Below are 21,492 nucleotides of genomic sequence, written 5' to 3'. Positions count from 1 at the left end.
CCGCGCCCGATTCCTCCACCGAGGTCGCCCGATGTCCCTCTCTCCCTCCCGCCGCCTGCTCGCCGCCCTGCTGCTCGGCGCCGCCCTCCCGCTCGCCGGCCCGGCCGCCGCCCTCGAGGCGCCGCAGCCCTCGACCGCCGCGACCACGGGCAAGCCTCGGGTCGTGATCCTGGCCACCGGCGGCACCATCGCGGGGGCGGGGGCGGATGCCAGCAACAGCGCCACCTACCAGGCCGCCAAGGTCCCGGTCGACAAGCTCATCGCGGCGGTGCCGGGTCTGTCCCAGGTGGCGGAGGTCCGCGGCGAGCAGGTCTTCCAGATCGCCTCGGAGAGCTTCACCAACGCGCAGCTCGTCACCCTGGCCAAGCGGGTCTCCGACCTCCTGAAGCAGGACGACGTCGACGGCGTGGTGATCACCCACGGCACCGACACGCTGGAGGAGACCGCCTTCTTCCTCAACCTCGTGGTGCACAGCGACAAGCCGATCGTCGTGGTGGGCTCGATGCGGCCCTCGACCGCCCTCTCGGCGGACGGCGCCCTCAACCTGATGGACGCGGTCGCCACGGCGGGCAGCCCGGACTCGCGGGGCAAGGGCGTCCTCGTGACCATGAACGACGAGATCCAGTCCGGGCGCGACGTCACCAAGCGCGTGAACATCAAGCCCAGCGCCTTCTTCAGCCAGTGGGGGCCGCTCGGCATGGTGGTCGAGGGCAAGACCTACTATTTCCGCGCGCCGGTGAAGCGGCACGGCACCGGGTCGGAATTCGACATCGCGGGCATCGATACGCTGCCCGACGTGGCGATCGTCTACGGCTCGGGCAACATGAGCCCGGTTCCCTACCAAGCGGCGGTGCAGGCCGGCGCCAAGGCGATCATCCACGCGGGCACCGGCAACGGCTCGGTGGCGGGCTACCTCGTCGACACCCTGAAGGACCTGCGCCAGAAGGGCACGCTGATCATCCGTTCCTCGCGGGTCGGCGACGGCTTCGTCCTGCGCAACGCCGAGCAGCCGGACGACAGCTTCGACTGGGTCGTCGCCCACGACCTCAACCCGCAGAAGGCCAAGATCCTGGCGGCGGTCGCCCTCACCAAGACCAGCGACACCAAGGAGCTGCAGCGCATCTTCTGGGAGTATTGATCGGGCCGCGCGGTCCCGGCGCCGGATCCGTCGGCGGTCGGAACCAAGTCTTCCCCCCGCCCTGCCGTCGCGCATCGCGTCCGACGGCAGGGCCGCATGACAGCGAAGCTTTCGCGGCGAGACGACGGTCGGCGGCTCGCCTTCGGCGTGTCCTCTTGAGACGGCGTTAAGCGGCATGCGCGACTGTCGCGGAATGAGGACAGCCCGCCCGCGCGGGCCTCCGGGAAACGCGCAGGGGGCGTCATGCACATCGTCGTGGTCGATCCGAGCCGGGTCGTGCTGAAGGTGATCAGCGCGCTGCTCGACCCCCGGGGCTACACCGTGAACACGTTCACGGATTCGCGCGAGGCGCTCGACTTCGTCACCGCGAACGATACCGTCACGGCCCTGATCACCAGCCTCGAAGTGCGTCCGCTCAGCGGCCTCGAACTGTGCTGGTCGGCGCGCCTGCTCGCCGAGAACCACCGTCCCCTCTCGATCATCACGATGTCCTCGGCCCGCAATGCCCGCAACCTCGCCGAGGCGCTGGACAGCGGCGCGGACGACTTCATCGACAAGCCCCCGGGCGCCGAGGAGCTCTACGCGCGCCTGCGGGCCGCCGAGCGCATGACGACCATGCAGCGCGAGCTGATCCGCCTCGCGGCGACCGATTCGCTCACCGAACTCCTCAACCGCCGCGCCTTCCTGCAACGCCTCGGCGACCTCGCCGACCGCGCCGGCAATCACGGCCGCATCGGCTTCGTGCTCGCGGACATCGACACCTTCAAGACGATCAACGACGAGCACGGCCACGACGTCGGCGACCTCGCCATCCAGGGCGTCGCGCGGGCGCTGGGCGAGATCCCCGACACGATCGTGGGGCGCCTGGGCGGCGAGGAATTCGGGATCGTGCTGCCGGGCCGCACCCTGGAGGAGGCCGAGGCCGCCGCCAACCGGCTGCGCCTGCGCTGCACGCAGCTGCGCTTCAAGGGCAAGCGCGGCCCGGTCCAGCTCACCTGCAGCTTCGGCGTGAGCGCGTGGTCGGAGGGCGAGACGCCCGCGAGCCTGCACAAGCGCGCCGACATCGCCCTCTACGAGGCCAAGTCGACTGGGCGCAACCGCGTCGTCTCGGCCTTCGCCGACCTCGTCCTCGCCCGCGCCGGCTGATCCTGCGCCACCTCGGCAGACTGCATCAATGGCGCCCGGCGACGGGCGCGCCCGGGAGTCCCGCCCGACGCCCGCATGCGTCCCGTTCCGGGACATCGGCGCCGGCCCGCTGGGCCCGGACGGCGGCTCCGTCCCCCATCCCTGCCCCGCGCCGCGGGTCCGGGACGGCCGCGGCCGCGGCGCGTCAACCTTAACGAGAGGTGATTCCGCTGGATTCCCGGTGCCGGGCCCGCCGGGACGCCCGCGCTGGAACGGCCCTTGATCCGTACAGCCCGTCAACCAGGCGCGTGTGCCGCGCCGAGACGGAGGCTGAACGGCATGAGTGACGCCGTGAGAGTGCTGATCATCGATGAGCCGCCGGATCTCGGGGCCGTCTTCCGCGCGACGCTGGAGCATCATCCCGCGCTCGTGACCGTGGACGAGGCGGACCTGCACGCCGCCTCGACGGGGGCGCCCCTCGACGGGGTCGCCCTGGTCTTCCTGCCGGAGCGGCACGCCGGCGCGATCGCGGCCCTGCGCGAGCGGCATCCCCGCGTGAAGGTGCTGGTCGCCTTCCAGGCGGCGGAGGCGGCGACGCTCGCCCAGCTCGCGGCGGCGGGCGCGGACGCCTTCGTGGCCCGCACGGCCGCGCCGCGCGACATCTGCGCGACCATCGTCGCCCTCGCCCGCGGCCTCCCGCTCGCGGACAGCGCGCCGGACCAGGCGGCCCCGCAGGACGCGGCCGCGGCCCTCGGCCTCACGCCGCGCGAGGCGGAGGTGCTGCGCTTCCTCAGCGCGGGCTTCAGCAACAAGGAGGTCGCCCGCCGCCTCACGGTGAGCGTGCGCACGGTCGAGACCCACCGCCTGAACCTGCGCCGCAAGACCAAGACCGGACGGCTCAAGGACCTCGTGCAGCTCGCCCGCCAGATGGGCCTCGCGCCGGTGATCGACAGCGAGCCGGCCGGCTACCGGCCGGGCGCCGCCAGCCGCGCCCCCCGCCTGCGGAGCGCGCACGAGGCGGCGGCCTCCTTCTGAGGAGGTCGCCGCCGGATCACGGGCGCCCCCGGCTTCCCCTCAGGCCGCCCGCCGGGCCGCCGAGCGGCCGCGGGGTTTGGAGCCCCCCTTGCGGCTGCGCCCGCCGGCCGCCGGCGTGGCCTCCGGGCGAGCCTGCGCCGCCGCGCCGAGGCGGGCCTGCAGCAGGGCGAGGACGGCGGTCTCCTCCGGCCGCAGCCGGTGGATCTCCTCCCGGAGCTGCTCCTGCACCTCGTCGCGCACCTGCAGCAGGAACGCGCCCTCCAGGTAGCAGCCCAGGACCTCGGGGTGCACGTAGCACTTGCGGCAGATGGTCGGCGTGTTGCCGAGCCGCTCCGCCACCCGCTCGATCGCCTGCCGGACATTGCGCTTCGCCACCGCCTGGGTGTCGAAGGCCTCGAACTCGCGCAGGGCGAGCGCGGCCAGCACGGTGCCGGACCACGTGCGGAAATCCTTGGCGGTGATGTCGCGCCCGGAGATCTCGCGCAGGTAGGCGTTGACGTCCGCCGAGGTCACGTCCCGCTGCACGCCGTCCGCGTCGATGTACTGGAACAGGTCCTGGCCGGGCAGGTCCTGGCAGTCCTTCACGATCTTCGCCACCCGGCGGTCGCGCACCGAGAGCTGCCAGACCTTGCCGCTCTTGCCCTTGAAGCGGAACTTCAGCTCCGCGCCCTCGATGCTCACGTGGGGATCGCGCAGGGTGGTGAGCCCGTAGGAGCGGTTGGCGCGGGCGTAATCGTCGTTCCCGACCCGGATCAGCGTCGTCTCCAGCAGGTACACGACCGTGGCGAGCACCTTCTCGCGCGGCAGGCCGCGCAGGGCCATGTGCTCCCGCACCTTGGCCCGCAGGCCCGGGAGCGCCTCGGCGAAGGCCATCATGTGGGCGAACTTGGTCGATTCCCGCGCCTCCCGGAATTGCGGGTGGTAGCGGTACTGCTTGCGGCCGCGGTCGTCGCGCCCGGTCGCCTGGATGTGGCCGTTGGCGTGGCGGCAGATCCACACATCCGTGTAGGCGGGCGGGATCGCCAGGCCCCTGATCCGCTTCAGCACCGCCGCCTCGCGCACGGGCCGGCCCTGCGGGTCGATGTAGCGGAAGCCGCGCCCGTTGCGCTTGCGCCGGTAGCCCGGCTCCTCGTCGCTCACGTAGCGCAGGCCGACCTCGCGGGCGGCATCGCGGGCGTCGATGCGATCCTCGGGCGCGGGGGGCGTCGTCTCGGGATCCGACAGCATGCAGGGTCTCTTCTCGGCGGGACGCCGCGTTGAGGTACTTCAACCGGAGCGTGCCGCTCCGGGTTCCTCCCGGGCGCTTCCCGGGGAGTTTCGCCCGCCCCCGGCGCGCGTTAGGAGGGTCCAGCGACAGGGAGACCCGCGTGACCCAGCAGGACGGCAGCAGGACCATCGCCTTCGTGGTCACGGAGGACTGGTTCTTCGCCTCGCACTTCCTGCCGATGGCCCGCGCGGCGGTGGCGGCCGGCCACCGGGTCGCGGTGGTGACCCGGGTGCGGGACCACCGCGCGCCGATCGAGGCCACCGGCGCCCGGGTCGTCGCCCTCGACGCGGAGCGCTCCAGCCTCAACCCGATGGCGGCCGGTTACGCGGCCGGCCAGCTCGCGGCGATCCTGCGCGCCCTGCGGGCCGACCTCGTCCACTGCATCGCGCTGCGCGGCATCCTGGTCGGCGGCGCGGCCGCCACCCTGGCGGGCATCCCGCGGCGGGTCTACGCGCTCACCGGCCTCGGCCTGATCGGCGCGCGGCGCGATCGGGCCGGGCGGCTCGCCCGCGGCGCCCTGCGCCGCCTGATCCGCGGCGGCCTGGAGACCCGGGCCACCCGCTACCTGTTCGAGAACCCCGACGACGCCGCGCTTCTCGGCCTCGATCCGGCCGATCCCCGCGTCACCATCGTGGGGGGCGCCGGCATCGATCCGGCGGCCTGGAGTCCGGCGCCGCTGCCGCCCATGCCGCCCCTGCGGGTCGCGCTGGTCGCCCGGATGCTGTGGTCGAAGGGGATCGACACCGCCGTGGAGGCGGTCCGCCTCGCGCGCGGCCAGGGCGCGGCCGTCGAACTCGTCCTCCACGGCGCGCCGGACCCGTCGAACCGGCGCGCGATCCCGGAGGCGACCCTGCGCGGCTGGTCGCGGGACGGGGTCGCGTGGCACGGCGCCACCGCCGACGTGGCGGGGGCGCTGGCCGCCGCGCAGGTGGCCTGCCTGCCCAGCCGCGGCGGCGAGGGGCTCCCCCGCGCCCTTCTCGAAGCCGCCGCGAGCGGCCGCGCCATCGTCACCACCGACGTGCCGGGCTGCCGCGCGCTCGTCCGCGACGGGATCGAGGGCCTGCTCGTCCCGCCGGACGATCCGGGAGCGCTGGCGGCGGCGCTCGCGGGACTCGCCGCCGACCCGGACCGCCTCGCCGCCATGGGCGCCGCCGCGCGGCGGCGGATCCTCGACGGGGGCTTCACCGAGGCGGCCGTGGCCGGCGCCGTGGCCCGGCTCCACGCGGAGATGCTGGCCTCATGACCGCGCCCGCGCTCGATCCCCTGCGCTTCATCCGCGACAACACCCGCCTGCGCCCGGTGCCGCACGCCCCCGAGATCCGCCTCCACGTCGCCGACGAGGCCACGGACCTGTGGGGCCGCACCGAGGAGGAACTCGGCGAGATCGGCCTGCCCCCACCCTTCTGGGCCTTCGCCTGGGCCGGCGGCCAGGGCCTCGCGCGCTACGTCCTCGACCATCCGGAGAGCGTGGCCGGGGGGCGCCTCCTCGATTTCGCCTCGGGCTCCGGGCTCGTCGCCATCGCGGCGGCGAGGGCCGGGGCCGCGTCGGTGGAGGCGAGCGACCTCGATCCCTTCGCGATCGCGGCGATCGGCCTCAACGCCGCCGAGAACGGCATCGGGGAACGCGTCCGCGCGGTGGCGGGCGACCTGATCGGCCGCGACCACGGCTGGGACTGCGTGCTCGCGGCGGACATCTTCTACGAGCGCGACCTCGCCGCCCGAGTGAGCGACTGGCTCTCGCGCCTCCAGGCCCGCGGCGCCCGCGTGCTGCTGGGCGATCCAGGGCGGGCCTACCTGCCGCAGGACCGCCTGGAGCGCCTCGCCACCTACGAGGTCCCGGTCACCCGGGCGCTGGAGGATGCGGAGATCAAGCGCACCGGCGTCTGGCGGTTCAAGGCGGGCTGACGGCGCCTGGTCGAGGGTCCCCCGTCCCGCACGAGATCAGCATCGGCGGAACGAGAGCCGGGATCCCGCGCAAGGACGGGCCGCGGTGGCTCGCGACGGTCTGCGGGCCGCATCCGGCTCAGGCGGTCGGGGCGTGGGCTCGGACCGAGCCGGAAAAGCAGAGGACGATCTGCGACGTCCCAGGCAGAAACCGACTCGCGGGGCTGTCCGATTGGGTCGCAGGTTCACACCACCCTCTCCGCCCTTTTCCGGGCGCATGGAGCGCCAGCGGAATGCGAGCCGGAAACCAGTGCAAGACTCCGCGAATCGACTGCTTTTCAACACTGGTCTTGGCATTCGGAGCCGCTTCGCGGCAGAGTCCCGTGCTGGATTCCGGATCTCCTTCCGCTGACGCCACAGCATCCGGAAAAGAGGAGGCTGTCATCAAGCGTCCCGGGTTTTATCCGCCAGGGTCCGCTATGCTGGTGACGAACTTATACGATGTGCGATCGATTGCTCGGCGATGCTGCGCCTCGCACGCCAATGCGGACATCGGTTTGCTCAGGCGTGCGGAGCAAAGCTCCGCCGCGCGGGCTTGGTGAGACGGATCACCCGTACATCGCCCGCAGGTCCAGCGTGCTCTCACGCCCGACCGCGTCGAAATGCTGCGCCAGCCACGCCTTCGCCGCCTCCCGTCCGGCGTCGCGCAGCTGGAGCAGGAACGGCCACTGCGCCTTGAGCTTCGTCGAGGCCGCGTAATCGTCGAGCGCGCCGCTGCCGTCGATCCGATGCAGGCGCACCGGCCGATAGCCCTCCGGCGCCAGCGCCCCCTCGTCGATCAACTGCTGCACGAAGTCGATCCCCCGCAATTCGCGCAGCAGGTTGCCGTTGAAGGTGATCTCGTTGAGGCGGTCTCGGATCTCCTGAGGCGTGCGCGGCGTCTCGCGCCGCTCCACGGGATTGATCTGGACGAGGAGGAAGTCGCGGGTCTCGGCACCGTGGTAGAGTGGGTAGAGCGGCGGGTTGCCGAGGTAGCCCCCGTCCCAGTAGGGCACGCCGTCGATCTCCACCGCCTGGAACACTGTCGGCAGGCAGGCCGAGGCCATGACGTGGTCGGCCGTGAGGTCGCGGCCCTCGAACACCGCGATCTTCCCGGTCCAGACATTGGTGGCCGAGATGAAGAGCGGCGTCTCGTTCCCGCTGCGCAGGGCATCGAAATCCACCGTGTCGGTCAGCGCCCGCTTGAGCGGGTTGAGGTTCAGGGGATTGGCCTCGTAGGGGCTGGCGAGGCTGGTCCAGACCTCGGCCAGGGGGCTGCGCCGCCACAGGCGCATCATCCCCTCGACCAGATTCTGCTGCGAGCGCGGGAGGTCGCCGTCGAGGCTCACCTCCTTCCAGAAGGCTTCGAGTTGCGCCCGCGCCCCGTCGGGGCCGCCCTTGAGCCAGCCGTGGGTCATCACCACCGCGTTCATCGCTCCGGCGCTCGCCCCGGTGATCGCCTCGAAGGCGAGCCGCCCGTCCTCGATCAGCGCGTCGAGCACGCCCCAGGTGAAGGCGCCGTGGGCGCCGCCGCCCTGGAGCGCGAGCGCGATCCCCTTCTCGGCCCGCGGCCCGGCCAGGGGGTGGGCGCCGCCCCCGGGCGCGGGCGCCTTGCCGCCGTGCACCGCCTCCACGCCAAGGGGATCGGCCGGAGGGGGGCGGGTTCTGTCGAGCGAGTCGGTCATGGCCTGCCGGAGCGTTGTTGCACTGCGATATAATTTGGTGCGTCGCACAGGCCATGCAACCCTGCCCGGCGCGGGCCGCCTCGACAGGGGCGGCCCGATGGGCCATGAAGCGGTGAACCTCCCGGGTCGGTCGTCCGGTGCGGAGCCGGGGGCGTGCGCGGCGTCACAGACTTGACGCCGGCCGCGCGCAGGATCAGCTAAACGCTTGACGCCGGAGCGCGAAAAGCCCGGCACGAGGGATCCGATGCAAGCCCACACCCAAGCCCAGGACGCCCGCGCCGTCGACGCGTCCGCCGCGCCCGAGATCGCTGGCCCCGCGCCCCGGCACGGCACCGTCGGCGTACGGATCGGCGAGGGCGAGGGCGCCGTGACGATCGGTGGCGGCGCCCCGATCGTGGTCCAGTCCATGACCAACACCGACACGGCGGACATCGACGCCACCGTGGCGCAGGTCGCCGCCCTGAACCGGGCCGGTTCCGAGATCGTGCGCATCACGGTCGACCGCGACGAGGCGGCGGCGGCGGTGCCGAAGATCCGCGAGCGGCTGGATCGCATCGGCGTCCACGTGCCGCTGGTCGGGGACTTCCACTACATCGGGCACAAGCTGCTCGCCGACCACCCGGCCTGCGCCGAGGCGCTGGCGAAGTACCGGATCAACCCGGGCAATGTCGGCTTCAAGGAGAAGAAGGACCTGCAGTTCTCGACCATCGTCGAGACGGCGGCTCGCTACGGCAAGGCGGTGCGGATCGGCGCCAACTGGGGCTCCCTCGACGAGGCCCTCCTGACCTCGCTGATGGACGCCAACGCCAAGAGCGAGAAGCCCCTCGACGCCCGCGCGGTGATGCGCGAGGCGATGGTGCAGTCGGCCCTGCTCTCGGCGGACCGCGCCGTCGAGATCGGCCTGCCGAAGGACCGGATCGTGCTCTCCGCCAAGGTCTCGGCGGTGCAGGACCTGATCGCCGTCTACCGGGAGGTCGCCCGCCGCGGCGACTACGCCATCCATCTCGGCCTCACCGAGGCCGGCATGGGCACGAAGGGCGTCGTGGCGGCCTCGGCCGCCATGGGCGTGCTGCTCCAGGAGGGGATCGGCGACACGATCCGCTACTCCCTGACGCCGGAGCCGGGCGGCGACCGCACCGTGGAGGTGAAGGCCGCGCAGGAACTCCTGCAGACCATGGGTTTCCGCACCTTCGTGCCGCTCGTCGCGGCCTGCCCCGGCTGCGGGCGCACCACCTCGACGGTGTTCCAGGAACTCGCCCGCGACATCCAGAACTGGATCGCCGCCTCGATGCCGGAATGGCGCAAGACCTATCCGGGCGTCGAGACCCTGAACGTGGCGGTGATGGGCTGCATCGTGAATGGGCCGGGCGAATCGAAGCACGCCGATATCGGCATCTCGCTGCCCGGCACCGGCGAGACCCCCACCGCCCCGGTCTTCATCGACGGCAAGAAGGCGATGACGCTGCGCGGCGCCACCCTGGCCAAGGATTTCGAGACCATCGTGATCGACTACATCGAGCGGCGCTTCGGCCAGGGCCGGCGCACCGCCGCGGAGTAAGGTGGCCCGCCCCGCCCGGCACCTGCCGGTGCGGCGGGGGCGAAAGCTAGGCACGCGGGTGGGCGCGTGCTATGAACGCGTCAAATTCGAGGCGGGCGCGCGCCGCGCGTCCGGCCTCCAAGGCTTCGTGCCGCCGAATGGCCCATTAGCATGCCCGGCGGCCCGCGCCGCTCGCGGGCGCATTCCCGATCAGCCATGACCCAGTCAGCCGTGCCCGCGGGTGGTTCTCCGAGCGCCCCGCCCGAAACTCTCACGCCCCCGAGCGGCGGCCCGCCGAGTCCGGCCGGCAGCGTCGACGAGCCGGAGGGCCATTCCGGGACGCATGCCAAGTTCTGGACGCTGTTCATCGGCTCGATCGGGGTCGTCTACGGCGACATCGGCACCAGCCCGCTCTACGCCTTCCGCGAGGCGCTGGGGCCCGGCCGCTCGGACGGAATCGTCCCGCCGGAGGAGGTGCTGGGCACGGTCTCGCTGCTGCTCTGGGCGCTGATCCTGATCGTCACCGTGAAGTACGTCCTGCTGCTCCTGCACATGGACAACCGGGGCGAGGGCGGCATCCTCTCGCTGATGGCGCTCGCCCGCAAGGCGCTGGGCGGATCGCGCACTGTGTTCATGCTGGGGCTGCTCGGCGCCGCCCTGTTCTACGGGGACGCGATCATCACCCCGGCGATCTCGGTGCTCTCGGCCGTGGAGGGCCTGAAGCTCGTCACCCCGGCCTTCGACAACTCCGTCCTGCCGATCACGATCGCGATCATCGTGCCGCTGTTCCTGGTCCAGAGCCGGGGCACCGGCCGGATGGCGACCTTCTTCGGTCCCATCATGCTGGTCTGGTTCGCCGCCCTGGCGGTCGCGGCGCTGCCGCACATCTGGCGGCGGCCCGACGTGCTGCTCGCGCTCAATCCCTGGCACGCGGCGACCTATCTCGTCGGCCACGGCACCGGCGCCCTCGTGGTGCTCGGCGCGGTCTTCCTCGCGGTGACCGGCGCTGAGGCGCTGTTCGCGGATCTCGGCCATTTCGGCCGCCGGCCCATCCAGGCCGCCTGGAGCGCCATCGTCGGCCCCTCGCTCGCCCTCAACTACCTGGGCCAGGCGGCGCTCGTGCTCGCCCACCCGGACGCGACGGACCCGTTCTTCCAGCTCGTGCCCGAGTGGGCGCTGCTGCCGATGGTGATCCTCGCCACCCTGGCGACGGTGATCGCCAGCCAGGCGGTGATCACCGGCGCCTTCTCCTTGTCGCGGCAGGCCGTGCAGCTCGGTCTGCTGCCGCGGCTGGAGATCCGCCACACCTCCGAGTCGCATTCCGGCCAGATCTTCCTGCCGCAGATCAACACGCTGCTGCTGCTGGGCGTCGTCGTGCTGGTCTTCCTGTTCCGCACCTCCAGCGGCCTCGCCTCGGCCTACGGCATCGCCGTCACCGGCACGATGCTGATCACGGCCTGCCTCGCCTTCCTGGTCCTGTGGCGGTTCTGGCACTGGTCGCCGCTGGCGGCCGGCGCCGCGATGGTGCCCTTCATCGCCATCGAGATCATGTTCCTGGTCTCGAACCTGCTGAAGGTCTTCGAGGGCGGCTACGTCCCGCTGATGATCGCGGGCGTGCTGGTCCTGATCATGTGGACCTGGGTGCGGGGCGTCACCATCCTGTTCAACAAGACCCGCAAGACCGACGTGCCCCTGACTGAGCTCGTCGGCATGCTGGAGAAGAGCCCGCCCCACCACGTCAAGGGCACGGCGGTGTTCCTGACCAGCGATCCCGAGACGGCGCCGGCCGCGCTGCTCCACAACCTGAAGCACAACAAGGTGCTGCACGAGAAGAACGTCGTGCTCACGGTCAAGACCATCGACCTGCCGCGCCTGAACGACGCCGACCGGATCCGGATCGAGCCGATGGGGCCGCATTTCTGGAAGGTGGTGATGAAGTTCGGCTACATGGAATCGCCGAACATCCCGAAGGGGCTGGCGCTGCTGCGCAAGCAGGGCTTCAAGTTCGACATCATGGCGACGTCGTTCTTCCTGTCCCGGCGCTCGATCCGGCCGGCCGCGCAATCGGGCATGCCGCTCTGGCAGGACCGGATCTTCATCGGGCTCGCCCGCAACGCCAACGACGCCACGGACTTCTTCCAGATCCCGACTGGGCGCGTGGTCGAGGTCGGCACCCAGGTGACGGTGTAGGGAGCACGGCCTCCGCGAGGGCGCGCTCAGGCGTCGAGCCTGCCGTTCGGGGCGGATGAGGCACCCTGTAGGAACGCCACGAGGTCGTCCAGCAGCGGAGGGCTGGCCGTCGCCGAGGACCCGTTCGCAGGCGGGAGACCGGGCGCGGCCCGCTCCCGAAACGGCTCGCGATCGCCGTCGAGCGCGGCCGGGACGGGCGCGGCCGTCGGGAGCAGTTGACCCTCGACGGTTGGTACGGCCAGGAACAATCGACACCGGTCTTCGCCGGCGCGCGGAGGCACGAGGTCGCGGAAGATCATCTGCTGCTTCCTGATCCGCCCGTCATCGGTCGTATCGGCGTCGACGATCACCGCGACTCGGGCCTGATCCTTGAGCGCCAGCGACGTGCCGAGGGAGATCGCGGAGGACTTGCCGCCCGCCTCCACGACCTGAACGCCGCCGACGCCCAATTCCGCGAGGAATGCGCGCAGGATCGCCGCCTCGGCCGCCCCCTCGGTGATGACGTAAGTGCTCATCCCAGGTGTCGGGCGCGCGAGTCGAAATCGGGCTTCCCGTCCTGCATCAGGACCCGGTACGTGAGCTTCAGGGCACGCCCGAAATCTCGCTTGGCGAGGAGATACGCGATCTCGGGACCCTGCCACAGGAGGATGGCATGCGGCGCCATGAAGTGCGCCAGCGTGACGGCCGGCTCCGTGAAACCGCCGCGGCTGAACACGCTGCCGACCACGCCCGCTGGTCTCCGGAGCAACTGGTTGCGCACCTTCGCCAGCGGCTCCACGTTGACGCGGTCCGCTTGGTCCTTGACCTCGACCATGCACGTGAGGCCGTCGCTGACGATCATGCCGTCGATCTGCTCGACGACCGCGCCGTGCAGCCTGACCGCGTAGGGCGAGACCACCTCCGCACCGCCGAGTTCGAAGGCGCGCAGGATCAGGTACTCAAGGGCCCTCCCGCGCGGCCAATCCGACGCGTCGGGTCCCGGTCCGCCCGCGATCTGCTCCCAGAGCGCGTCCAGTCGAGGGCCCGAGCCCTGTCTCCGTGATCGATGTCCGGAGGGTTCGGCCCGAACGGGCTCCTTTACGGCATGCATCCCCCGCGCCCATCCGACGGGCCGACGCGCCATCCTGGGCCGCGCCGGGCGCCGCGATCTACGGGCCGAAGGTTGAGGGATTCACGCGGCAATCAATCGGACCGCGCAACGGCGCGTTCAGGCACCGCGACGGAGGCGCGTGTCCGGCGTTTCGCGGTCCAACGGCGCAGCTCCGCGCCGTTCCGACAGATCCGGCCGGTCAATGCCTCGCGCCGACCACCCCGTCGATCACCGCCAGGATCTCCCGCGGCGTGTCGTGCCGCGCGAAGCTCGTCGCCAGCTCGCGCGCCCGGGCGCGATAACCGGGTTCGTCGAGCACGGCATCGACCGCCCGCCGCAGGGCCGCTGGGTCGGACGCATCTTCGCGCAGGAAGATCCCGGTCCCGGACCAGCCGACCCGTGCGCCGACCTCCGCCTTGTCCTCCGTCATCCCGGCCGAGACGATCGGAACGCCGGCCTGCAGGGCCGAGAGCACCGTGCCGTAGCCCCCGTTCGTGACCAGGGCGGCGACCCGCGGCATCAGGTCGGCGAAGGGCAGGAAGGACGCGACCCGAGCATTGGCCGGGATCGGGATCCCGATCGCCTCGACGGGCCGGCCCCCGGTCGTCGCCACCGCGAGCACGTCGGTCCGGTCGGCGAGCGCCCGCAGGGTCGGCGCCACGACCTCGCCGAAATCCGCGTTGGCCAAGGTCCCCTGCGTGACGAGCACGATGCGCCGGCTCGAACCGAGGTCCGGCCACCAATCCGGGTTCGGGCCCGCGACGGCGGGCGGCGGCAGCGCGCCGACGAAGCGGATCCCGGGCGGGAGCGGCGCGAAATCGTACTCGAAATCCGGGATCGTCAGCTGGATCACCGCGTCCGGCAGGGTGAGGATGGACTGGGTGAGCGAGGCCGGCAGGCCCGGCAGGCCCATCCGGGCGAGCGCCGCGTCCGCGGCGGCGCGGACCGGCTGGGTGAAGGCGACGTCGACCTGCTGGCGGATCGCCGCGTAGCGCGCCCGCTCCGCCGCGTCCCGGGCCGGCGGGAAGCCGGGGCCCAGCGGCGCCCCGTCCGGCCGGTCGAGGAACAGGAAGCTCACGTTGCAGAGGATCACCGGGGGCCGCGGCGCCGGGTCGAGGAGGAGCGGCAGCACGCCGAGGAACAGGCTCCCCGCCACGATCGCGTCGGGGCGCTCGGCCGCGACCACCGCGCGCAGAACCTCCGCCTGCCGCGGCATGATGGCGATGAAGCGCTGCTCGAATTCCCGCCGTCCCCGCTCCGGGCCGACCGGCAGGGAGGTCTCCCGATACTCCGCCGAGTGGTCGTTGGCGTAGGCCACGCAGCGGAATCCCGCCGCCTCGACCTTGGGGCGCGCGTCCTCCGAGGTGACGACCACGACCTCGTCGCCGCGGCCGGCCGCCACCCGCGCCACCGCGAGGAGCGGATTGAGGTGCCCGGTCAGGGGCGTTGCCGCCAGAAGCAGTTTCATCGCACTCTCCCGCTCGCCGGGCCGCCGCCCCGCACCCGCCGCGGTTGTTCGCGGATCATTCCGCCGCGGTTACGCCCGACTGCCGCCGATCAGACGGCCCCCCGCCCGCGCGTTGAGCCCGACGATCGCCGACACGACGACCCCGTGCAGGGCGAGGTCCGTGGCGGTGGCGTCGTGCGGATGCACCAGGACCAGGATCGAGGCCGCCGCCGCCGCCACCGCGAGGCCGCCCAAAGCCGCCGTCAGGCCGGGCCGCAGCGGGCAGGCCCGCCGCAGCATCCGCATCAGCAGCACGGAGAGGGGCAGCGACGCGGCGATCAGGAGGACGGCGCAGCCCCCCATCTCGCGTCCATCGGGCAGGTCGGTGCCGGGCGCCACCCAGTCCCGCAGGCATCCGAGCCCGCTTGCCCCGATCCACAGCGCCGCAGGGGCGAGCGGCAGCAGCGCCCAGCGCGGCGACCGCCCCGGCACGCTGGTGACGAAGGCCGCCACCGACGCCGTCGCGGCGGTGAGGATGGCCCCGAGCGCCGCGAGCCGCAGATCCATCACCGTCATGCGCAGGCGCAGGCTCGCGAGGTCGCTGAAGGGTAGCACCAGCAGCCCCAGGGCGAGGGCCGCGGCGCACCAGAGGAAGCCCCGCCACAGGGGCGAGCGCAGGGGACGGACGGGCCGCAGGTCGCCGACGAGGCGCTCCACCAGCAGGTCGTGGGCGGCCTCAGACACGACCGTCCTCCCGGTCGGGCGCGAGGGCGGTGCGCAGGGCCTTCAGGGCCCGGTGGAGGTTCACCTTCAATGCTCCCTTGGTCCGCCCGGTCGCGGCGGAGGCCTCGTCGAGAGAACGCTCGTGCAGCGACAGCTGCTCCACGGCCTGCCGCTGGCCCTCCGGCAGGGCCGCGACGGCGCGGGCGAGGCGCGCGTCGCGCTGGCTGGCCTCGACGGAGGCACCGGGGAGCGGGCCCTCGTCGCGCTCGGCCTCGTAGGCGAGCGGATCGTGCACCTCCTGCGGCCGGCGGCCCGCCCGGCGCATCAGGTCGACGGCGCGGCGCTGGGCGATGGCGCGCAGCCAGGGCAGGAAGGGCCGGGCCGGATCGTAGGTCGCCCGGGCCCGGTGCACGGTGAGGAGGGTGTCCTGCACCACGTCGTCGATCGCGTCCGGCCGCACGCCCTGCGCCCGCGCCACGGCGGCGATCACCGGCACGCAGTCGCGCAGCAGGGTCCGATAGGCGGCGGCATCGCCGGCCTGCGCCGCCGCCATCGCGGCCGAGAGCTTGGCTTCACGCTCCATGATCGGGTCCCGGCCCTCAGCTTAGCCCGCGCCGGTCCGCCGCGGGAAGGGGCGGCATCGGCTCGCCCGCGCGCGGCTCGACGAGGAGGCGGCGGCCGAGGCCCGCTCCGGCGCCGATCGAGGCCGCGAGAGCCGCGACCTGGGCGGCGAAGTCGCGGGGGGACGGGCGGTAGGGATGGAACAGGGCGACGAGGGTCGCGGCCGCGGCCGCCGCCGCGAGGCCGATCAGCCCACCGGTGAGGCGGGGGCGCAGGGTGTGGCCGCGCCGGACGACCTCCCCGAGCAGGAGGGCGACCGGCACCGCCATCCCGACGATGAACAGGAGGCCCGCGCCGGTCGCCGCGAGCGATGCCGTCGCATGGTCCATGGGCCGCTCGCTCAGGGCCGCGGCGAGGCCGGTGCCGAGCCACAGGAGTGCCGGCCCGACTGCCAGCGCCGCCCAGCCCCGCCCGCGATCGGGCAGGGCCGTCAGCACCGCCGCCGCCGCCGCCCCGGCCGCCGTGGCGGCGGAGCCGGCCAGCATCACGCCGATCTCCGGCATCGCGAGGATTCGCCCCCCGAGGTCGCGCAGGTCCGAGACGGCCGCGAGCCCGAGACCCATCGCGGCGACGACGGTGCCCCAGGCGGCAATCCGCCGGCCGGGCGAGGCGAGGCGGCGCATCGGCTCCAGGCGCCGCGCCAGCAGGTCGATGGTCGCCCGGTGGCGGCCCTCGGCGCCGCGCGCCCCTCCGTCCCGGGTCACGAGGCGGGGTCGAGGCGCGCTGCAGCCAGGATCCGTCCGTCGGGTGCCTGGAGGAGCAGGGCCGCGTCCTCGCCGGGCGGCGCGGCGTGGAGACCCTCCACGCGGGCGCCGGTCCAGGCGCCGATCTCCCGGATGCCGCGCACGACGTTGGCTTCCACGAGGGTGCGCCCGCCATTCTCGCCGCGGCGGACCGCGGTGCGGTGCGCGTGGTCGAAGCCGACGAGGAGCAGCCGGCCCCGGCCCGCCCCCTCCCCGACCGCCACGGCGAGGTCGCCGCCGCGCCGCCGCAGGCTCGCGGCGGGCGAGGCCGGCAGGGCGGCGCGGGCCTGGGCGATCGCCCCGGCCGCCGCCTCGCGGTCGGAGCCGACGACGCTGAGGGCGCCGTCGACCACGAGCTGCGGCGTGAAGGAGACCCCGTCGAACCGGGTCGCGTAGGCGGCCTGCCGGTCGGTCGCCTCCGGCAGGGAGAACGGGTCCTGCCAGCCGAGCCCGTTCCAGTAGGTGACGTGGAAGGTGAGCGGCAGCAGGTCGGGGCGGCTCGCGGCGAGCTCGCCCAGATAGGCGTCGGCCGGCGGGCAGGAGGAGCAGCCCTGCGAGGTGAAGAGTTCGAGCACGAGCGGCCGATCGGCGGCGGCGGCGGGCGCGATGGCCCATCCGACGGCGAAGGCGGCGAGAACCGGGAGATGGCGGAGCCGGAGGAGCATCAGGGCCGATCCTGGGCGGAGAGGTCGTCGAGGTGTTCGCCGGACCCGAGGCGGCGGTTACGTCGCACCCGCCGCGCCGCCTGATGGCGATTCGGCCCCGGCCATCCGGCACAATGAAAATAAAACTGGGGCGCTCGCGCCGCAGCATGGAAGCAATCGCTCCAAACAACCTCAACAAAGAAAAACCATTTTATTTCCAGTAGCGCAGATCCGCCCTAGGCTGAACCTCGCCATCTCATCGCGTGTCGAGGCAGAGACGCCGCATGGCCGTCGAATTCATCAGTGCCAGTTTCGCGAACAGCTCGTCCGATCTCGACCCGAAACCCGGAGCGCCGCTCGATCCGGCCTATCTGGCGCGCTACGCCCGTACCCTGGACGATGCCGGGTTCAACTACACGCTCCTTCCCTACCATTCCTCATCGTTCGACCCGTTCACGCTGGCCGCGACGGTGATCGCCCATACGAAGTCGGTGGCACCGATCGTGGCGCTGCGCCCCAACACCGTCTACCCGACCGTCGCCGCCAAGGCGCTGGCCACGCTCGACCAGCTGAGCGGCGGCCGCGTCATGGTCCACTTCATCGCCGGGGGCGACGCGGCCGAGCAGGCGCGGGAGGGCGACTTCCTGTCGAAGGAGCAGCGCTACGCGCGGACCGACGAGTACATCCGCATCCTGCGCCGGGCCTGGCAATCCTCGGAGCCGTTCGATTTCGACGGCACCTACTACCAGTTCAAGGGCTTCAGCAACGCGGTCCTGCCGGTGAACGGATCGATCCCGGTCTCGCTCGGCGGCTCGTCCGACGACGCCTACCGGGTCGGCGGCTCGCTCGCGGACGTCTTCGGCCTATGGGGCGAGCCGCTGAAGGAGACGAAGGAGCAGATCGACCGCATCCACGCAGAGGCCGAGAAGGCCGGCCGCGCGGACCGGCCGCGGATCTGGGTGACCTTCCGGCCGATCATCGCCGAGACCGACGACCTGGCCTGGGCCAAGGCGCACCGGATCCTGGAGCGGCTCGAGGCGAATTACGCCAAGGGCGCGCCGACGCGGCCGCTCTCCGGCGGCCCGCCGCAGAATGTCGGCTCCCAGCGCCTCCTCGCGATCGCCGCGCGCGGCGACGTGCAGGACCGGGCGCTGTGGTATCCGACCGTGACGGCCACCAACGCACGCGGGGCCTCCACGGCCCTGGTCGGGTCCCCCCGGACGATCGCGGATTCCATCCTCGACTACGTCGATCTCGGCGCGGACCTGATCTCGATCCGCGGCTACGACAACCTCAACGACGCGATCGATTACGGCCGCTACGTGCTGCCCCTGGTCCGCGCGGAACTCGCCCGCCGGGGCGCCGAGACGCGCCTCCATGCGTGAGGGCGGGGCGGGTCCGGACGTCGCCGGAATCGACCTCGCGCAGGTCGTGGCGACGCTCTCCGCGGCGGCACCGGCGGCGGACGCGGACGCGTCCTTCCCGCACGAGGGCATCCGGGCGGTCCACGCGGCGGGACTGCTCGACCTCACGGTTGCGGAGCGCTACGGGGGTCGCGCCCTCGGCCTCAGCGGCGTCGCGCGCCTCATGGCCGCGCTCGGGCGCGGCGACCCCTCGGTGGCGCTCATCACCCTGATGACGCTCCTGAGCCACCATCACCAGGCGCAGCGGCCGCAATGGCCCGAGGCGGTCTACGCCCGCGTCCTGGCCGAGGGGCGGCGCCGGCCGGTGCTCCTCAACGCGGCGCGGGCGGAGCCGGACCTCGGCTCCCCGGCGCGGGGCGGCCTCCCGCAGACGCGCGCGCGCCGCACCGCCGAGGGCTGGTCGATCAGCGGCACCAAGCGCTTCGTCACCGGCTGCGAGGGCCTGTCCTACGTCCTGGTCTGGGCCAGCACCGACGAGACGCCCGCGCGCGTCGGCACCTTCATCGTGCCGGCCGATGCGCCGGGCCTGCGCATCGAGCGGACCTGGAGCAGCCTCGGGCTGCGGGCGACCGGCTCCCACGACATCGTCCTCGACGCGGTCGCGGTCGGCCCCGACGAGGTGATCGGGCTGACGGAGGCCGGCGCCGCCGTGCAGGACAACCGCGCCCAGGCGGCGACCGCGCTCGTGATCACCGCCCTCTATCTCGGCGTCGCCGAGGCGGCGCAGGACGCCTTCCTGGCCTTCGCGGAGGGCCGCGTTCCCGCCAATCTCGGATATCCGGTCGCCCGGACCGAGCGCTTCGTCGCCCTCGCCGGCGAGATCGACCTGCGGGTCGGAAGCGCGCGCCAGCTCATCCTCGGCGCGATCGACCATGCCGCCGATGCGCCGGAGGCGCTCCTGCGCGCCCGGCTCCTCGCCGGACGGCAGCTCCGGGAGGCGGTGCAGATCGCCGCCGGCGCCCTCGGCAATCCGGGCCTGAGCGGCGACGGCGACCTCCAGCGGCACTTCCGCGACATCCAATCCGTGCTGGTCCACGCCCCGCAGGACGACACGGTGATCACCCTCCTCGGCCGAGCGGCCTTCGCGGCCCGCACCGGCGGCCCTTCGCGGCCGGACGGGAGGGAGCGCCCCTCCCACGCGGACGCGGAGCGCACACGCCTCGAGCGTCCCCCGCGCGACGGCGCCCTGCGCGCAATCAGGATCCCGTCATGACCCATCGTCCTCCCCGTCCCGCCCCGTCGCGCCGCCGGGTGATGAGCGGCGCCGCCGCGCTCGTCGCGGCCGGCGCGCTGCGCCAGCCGGTCGCGGCGGCGGCCGGGCCGGGCTCCGGCAATCCGCGCGAGGGGGGCGACATCGTCTTCCTGATCGATTCCCTCGGGCCGACCTGGATCCCGAACAACAGTGCGATCTCCAGCTTCCAGGGCCACGTCTGGGGCCACGTCACCGACAAGCTCGTCTACGTCGACGCCGAAGGCAGGGTCAGTCCCTGGATCGCCGCGCGCTGGGAGCAGAACGACGACGCCACCGCCTTCACCCTCCACCTGCGGGACGGCGTGACCTTCTCGGACGGCACCCCGCTCGACGCGGCAGCCGTCGTCGCCAATCTCGACATCTGGTCCGCGGGCCGCATCCGGGAGGGCATCAACCCGATCGGCCTGTTCCCGAAGACCTACGACCGCGCCGAGGCGGTTGACCCCACCACCGTGAGGGTGTTCTTCAAGGCGCCGGCCCTCGGCTTCATCCCGACGCTCGGCTATCACGGCTCGATCCTGATCTCCCCAAAGACCCTCGCGCGGCCGGCTGCCGAGCAGGCCGACCTCGCGAGGACCTCCGGCAGCGGCCCCTTCCTGGTCGCGGCCTGGAAGGAGGGCGACTTCGTCAGGCTGGTCAAGCGCAAGGACTACGCGTGGGGTCCCGCGGCGGTCGGCCATACCGGCCCGGCCCATCTCGATTCGATCACCTACAAGGTGGTGGCCGAGCCCTCCCTGCGGGTCTCCGCCGTCCAGTCGGGCCAGGCCGACGTCGCCTACAACGCCTCGCCTCAGGAATTGCGGTCCCTCAAGGAGGCCGGCTTCACGGTCGCGACGCCGCGCTACCTCGGCTTCGTCAACGGCTGGGCGATCAACACGAAGCTCGCCCCCTACAACGACCTCAGGATCCGCCAAGCGCTCCAGGCCGGCATCGACCGGCAGGAGATCATCGACACCGTCTACACGCCCGACTGGAAGCTCGCGACGTCGTTCATCCAGAGCAACGTGCCCGGCGCGAGCGATCACGGCGCCCTGCTCGCCTACGATCCCGCCCGGGCCGGCAGGCTCCTCGACGAGGCGGGCTGGGTCCGGGGCCGCGGCGGCATCCGGACCAAGGACGGCAGGCCGCTGACGCTGACGCTCTACCCTACCCCCTACCTCGCGACCGCGAAGGCCGTGGACGAACTCATCGCCCAGCAGCTCGGCAAGCTCGGCTGGAAGGTCGACATCCGGAGCTACGATGTCGCGACCTTCGGCCAGAAGGTCCAGTTCGGCGGGCCGGCCGTCCCGGCCTACGAGGTGACGCGCAGCTTCATCGACGCCGGCACCGTGGCGGGCATCCTCACCGACGCCAATCAGGGCGAGAACTGGTTCGCCCTCGGCGAGAGCGACGCGACGCTCAACGCCCTGCGCGACGGCATCGCCGGCGCCCGCTCCCTCGCCAGCCGCGACCGGCTCCTCGACGATCTCCAGAGATACGTCCTCGAACAGGGCTACTTCATTCCACGCACGCAGATCGTCCAGCGCATCTACGTGCAATCCCCGACCCTCACGGGCGAGACCTACAACGGCATCGCCTATGCCAGCTACTACGCGGCCAGCAAGAGCGATGGACCCGCGGCGCGTCCGGACCGGGCGGCGCGGTGACC

19 protein-coding genes are annotated in these 21,492 nt (G+C 72.7%); 10 read left to right on the top strand and 9 right to left on the bottom strand.

Annotated features, from left to right (window positions below; genetic code table 11):
• Positions 1-31: 31 nt before the first annotated feature.
• The 3 genes from ACW9J6_RS04055 to ACW9J6_RS04045 all read left to right on the top strand — a co-directional run bounded on the left by ACW9J6_RS04055 (position 32) and on the right by ACW9J6_RS04045 (position 3,298).
• Positions 32-1,138 carry an asparaginase gene (locus tag ACW9J6_RS04055; protein ID WP_457115155.1) on the top strand — a complete coding sequence of 369 codons (1,107 nt, stop codon included), beginning with the start codon at positions 32-34 and terminating at the stop codon, positions 1,136-1,138.
• 243 nt (positions 1,139-1,381) lie between these two features.
• A complete protein-coding gene (locus ACW9J6_RS04050; RefSeq protein WP_457115154.1) occupies positions 1,382-2,284 on the top strand; it encodes a GGDEF domain-containing response regulator in 903 nt (300 codons plus the stop codon).
• A gap of 318 nt (positions 2,285-2,602) precedes the next feature.
• Positions 2,603-3,298, top strand: coding sequence for a response regulator transcription factor (locus ACW9J6_RS04045; protein ID WP_457115153.1), 696 nt, complete (start codon positions 2,603-2,605; stop codon positions 3,296-3,298).
• 39 nt (positions 3,299-3,337) lie between these two features.
• Here ACW9J6_RS04045 and ACW9J6_RS04040 read toward each other — a convergent pair whose 3' ends face one another.
• On the bottom strand, positions 3,338-4,525 hold the full coding sequence (locus tag ACW9J6_RS04040; RefSeq protein WP_457115152.1) for a DNA topoisomerase IB: 1,188 nt from the start codon (positions 4,523-4,525) through the stop codon (positions 3,338-3,340).
• Positions 4,526-4,665: 140 nt separating this feature from the next.
• Between ACW9J6_RS04040 and ACW9J6_RS04035 the strand changes: the two genes are divergently transcribed.
• Positions 4,666-5,808, top strand: a complete 1,143-nt coding sequence (locus ACW9J6_RS04035; protein WP_457115151.1) for a glycosyltransferase — start codon at positions 4,666-4,668, stop codon at positions 5,806-5,808.
• Positions 5,805-6,470, top strand: a complete 666-nt coding sequence (locus tag ACW9J6_RS04030; protein ID WP_457115150.1) for a class I SAM-dependent methyltransferase — start codon at positions 5,805-5,807, stop codon at positions 6,468-6,470. The genes ACW9J6_RS04035 and ACW9J6_RS04030 overlap by 4 nt, the downstream gene beginning before the upstream one ends.
• A 587-nt stretch (positions 6,471-7,057) precedes the next feature.
• On the opposite strand, the gene ACW9J6_RS04025 is transcribed toward ACW9J6_RS04030, so the two are convergent.
• Positions 7,058-8,173 carry a patatin-like phospholipase family protein gene (locus ACW9J6_RS04025; protein WP_457115149.1) on the bottom strand — a complete coding sequence of 372 codons (1,116 nt, stop codon included), beginning with the start codon at positions 8,171-8,173 and terminating at the stop codon, positions 7,058-7,060.
• A 244-nt stretch (positions 8,174-8,417) separates the two neighbouring features.
• Between ACW9J6_RS04025 and ispG the strand changes: the two genes are divergently transcribed.
• Both ispG and ACW9J6_RS04015 read left to right on the top strand, forming a co-directional pair.
• Complete coding sequence (gene ispG / locus ACW9J6_RS04020; RefSeq protein WP_457115148.1) at positions 8,418-9,731, top strand: flavodoxin-dependent (E)-4-hydroxy-3-methylbut-2-enyl-diphosphate synthase; 1,314 nt, start codon at positions 8,418-8,420, stop codon at positions 9,729-9,731.
• Between the two features lie 195 nt (positions 9,732-9,926).
• The gene (locus tag ACW9J6_RS04015) at positions 9,927-11,900 is read left to right on the top strand and encodes a potassium transporter Kup (protein ID WP_457115147.1); all 1,974 of its coding nucleotides are present in this window, start codon (positions 9,927-9,929) and stop codon (positions 11,898-11,900) included.
• A 26-nt stretch (positions 11,901-11,926) separates the two neighbouring features.
• Here ACW9J6_RS04015 and ACW9J6_RS04010 read toward each other — a convergent pair whose 3' ends face one another.
• The 7 genes from ACW9J6_RS04010 to ACW9J6_RS03980 all read right to left on the bottom strand — a co-directional run bounded on the left by ACW9J6_RS04010 (position 11,927) and on the right by ACW9J6_RS03980 (position 17,189).
• Entirely contained in the window at positions 11,927-12,415 is a 489-nt protein-coding gene (locus ACW9J6_RS04010) for a hypothetical protein (RefSeq protein WP_457115146.1), read from the bottom strand.
• Positions 12,412-12,990, bottom strand: coding sequence for a restriction endonuclease (locus ACW9J6_RS04005; protein WP_457115145.1), 579 nt, complete (start codon positions 12,988-12,990; stop codon positions 12,412-12,414). The genes ACW9J6_RS04010 and ACW9J6_RS04005 overlap by 4 nt, the downstream gene beginning before the upstream one ends.
• A 199-nt stretch (positions 12,991-13,189) precedes the next feature.
• Positions 13,190-14,458, bottom strand: coding sequence for a glycosyltransferase (locus ACW9J6_RS04000; RefSeq protein ID WP_457115144.1), 1,269 nt, complete (start codon positions 14,456-14,458; stop codon positions 13,190-13,192).
• Between the two features lie 69 nt (positions 14,459-14,527).
• A complete protein-coding gene (locus ACW9J6_RS03995; protein ID WP_457115143.1) occupies positions 14,528-15,181 on the bottom strand; it encodes an NrsF family protein in 654 nt (217 codons plus the stop codon).
• Complete coding sequence (locus tag ACW9J6_RS03990) at positions 15,174-15,743, bottom strand: sigma-70 family RNA polymerase sigma factor (protein WP_457115142.1); 570 nt, start codon at positions 15,741-15,743, stop codon at positions 15,174-15,176. The genes ACW9J6_RS03995 and ACW9J6_RS03990 overlap by 8 nt, the downstream gene beginning before the upstream one ends.
• A 16-nt stretch (positions 15,744-15,759) precedes the next feature.
• Positions 15,760-16,485: an NrsF family protein gene (locus ACW9J6_RS03985; protein ID WP_457115141.1), complete on the bottom strand. Its 726-nt coding sequence runs from the start codon at positions 16,483-16,485 to the stop codon at positions 15,760-15,762.
• Entirely contained in the window at positions 16,482-17,189 is a 708-nt protein-coding gene (locus ACW9J6_RS03980; RefSeq protein WP_457115140.1) for a DUF1223 domain-containing protein, read from the bottom strand. The genes ACW9J6_RS03985 and ACW9J6_RS03980 overlap by 4 nt, the downstream gene beginning before the upstream one ends.
• Before the next feature lie 263 nt (positions 17,190-17,452).
• On the opposite strand from ACW9J6_RS03980, the gene ACW9J6_RS03975 reads away from it, so the two are divergent.
• From ACW9J6_RS03975 to ACW9J6_RS03965, 3 genes are read left to right on the top strand one after another with little or no spacing between them, the layout of a single operon-like run.
• Positions 17,453-18,553, top strand: a complete 1,101-nt coding sequence (locus ACW9J6_RS03975) for an LLM class flavin-dependent oxidoreductase (protein ID WP_457115139.1) — start codon at positions 17,453-17,455, stop codon at positions 18,551-18,553.
• Positions 18,546-19,805: an acyl-CoA dehydrogenase family protein gene (locus tag ACW9J6_RS03970; protein ID WP_457115138.1), complete on the top strand. Its 1,260-nt coding sequence runs from the start codon at positions 18,546-18,548 to the stop codon at positions 19,803-19,805. Before ACW9J6_RS03975 ends, ACW9J6_RS03970 begins: the two co-directional genes overlap by 8 nt.
• Positions 19,802-21,490: an ABC transporter substrate-binding protein gene (locus ACW9J6_RS03965; protein WP_457115137.1), complete on the top strand. Its 1,689-nt coding sequence runs from the start codon at positions 19,802-19,804 to the stop codon at positions 21,488-21,490. Before ACW9J6_RS03970 ends, ACW9J6_RS03965 begins: the two co-directional genes overlap by 4 nt.
• The last annotated feature ends 2 nt before the right edge of the window (positions 21,491-21,492 follow it).

This window comes from Methylobacterium sp. JK268, assembly GCF_054052225.1.
The sequence above is the reverse complement of the archived record's forward strand: the minus strand, read 5'-3'. Positions and strand labels throughout refer to the sequence as shown.

Coding starts and splice junctions, on each gene's coding strand:
- ACW9J6_RS04055 (WP_457115155.1), top strand. CDS start 32: ATGTCCCTCTCTCCCTCCCGCCGCCTGCTCGCCGCCCTGCTGCTCGGC.
- ACW9J6_RS04050 (WP_457115154.1), top strand. CDS start 1,382: ATGCACATCGTCGTGGTCGATCCGAGCCGGGTCGTGCTGAAGGTGATC.
- ACW9J6_RS04045 (WP_457115153.1), top strand. CDS start 2,603: ATGAGTGACGCCGTGAGAGTGCTGATCATCGATGAGCCGCCGGATCTC.
- ACW9J6_RS04040 (WP_457115152.1), bottom strand. CDS start 4,525: ATGCTGTCGGATCCCGAGACGACGCCCCCCGCGCCCGAGGATCGCATC.
- ACW9J6_RS04030 (WP_457115150.1), top strand. CDS start 5,805: ATGACCGCGCCCGCGCTCGATCCCCTGCGCTTCATCCGCGACAACACC.
- ACW9J6_RS04025 (WP_457115149.1), bottom strand. CDS start 8,173: ATGACCGACTCGCTCGACAGAACCCGCCCCCCTCCGGCCGATCCCCTT.
- ispG (WP_457115148.1), top strand. CDS start 8,418: ATGCAAGCCCACACCCAAGCCCAGGACGCCCGCGCCGTCGACGCGTCC.
- ACW9J6_RS04015 (WP_457115147.1), top strand. CDS start 9,927: ATGACCCAGTCAGCCGTGCCCGCGGGTGGTTCTCCGAGCGCCCCGCCC.
- ACW9J6_RS04010 (WP_457115146.1), bottom strand. CDS start 12,415: ATGAGCACTTACGTCATCACCGAGGGGGCGGCCGAGGCGGCGATCCTG.
- ACW9J6_RS04005 (WP_457115145.1), bottom strand. CDS start 12,990: ATGCATGCCGTAAAGGAGCCCGTTCGGGCCGAACCCTCCGGACATCGA.
- ACW9J6_RS04000 (WP_457115144.1), bottom strand. CDS start 14,458: ATGAAACTGCTTCTGGCGGCAACGCCCCTGACCGGGCACCTCAATCCG.
- ACW9J6_RS03990 (WP_457115142.1), bottom strand. CDS start 15,743: ATGGAGCGTGAAGCCAAGCTCTCGGCCGCGATGGCGGCGGCGCAGGCC.
- ACW9J6_RS03980 (WP_457115140.1), bottom strand. CDS start 17,189: ATGCTCCTCCGGCTCCGCCATCTCCCGGTTCTCGCCGCCTTCGCCGTC.
- ACW9J6_RS03975 (WP_457115139.1), top strand. CDS start 17,453: ATGGCCGTCGAATTCATCAGTGCCAGTTTCGCGAACAGCTCGTCCGAT.
- ACW9J6_RS03970 (WP_457115138.1), top strand. CDS start 18,546: ATGCGTGAGGGCGGGGCGGGTCCGGACGTCGCCGGAATCGACCTCGCG.
- ACW9J6_RS03965 (WP_457115137.1), top strand. CDS start 19,802: ATGACCCATCGTCCTCCCCGTCCCGCCCCGTCGCGCCGCCGGGTGATG.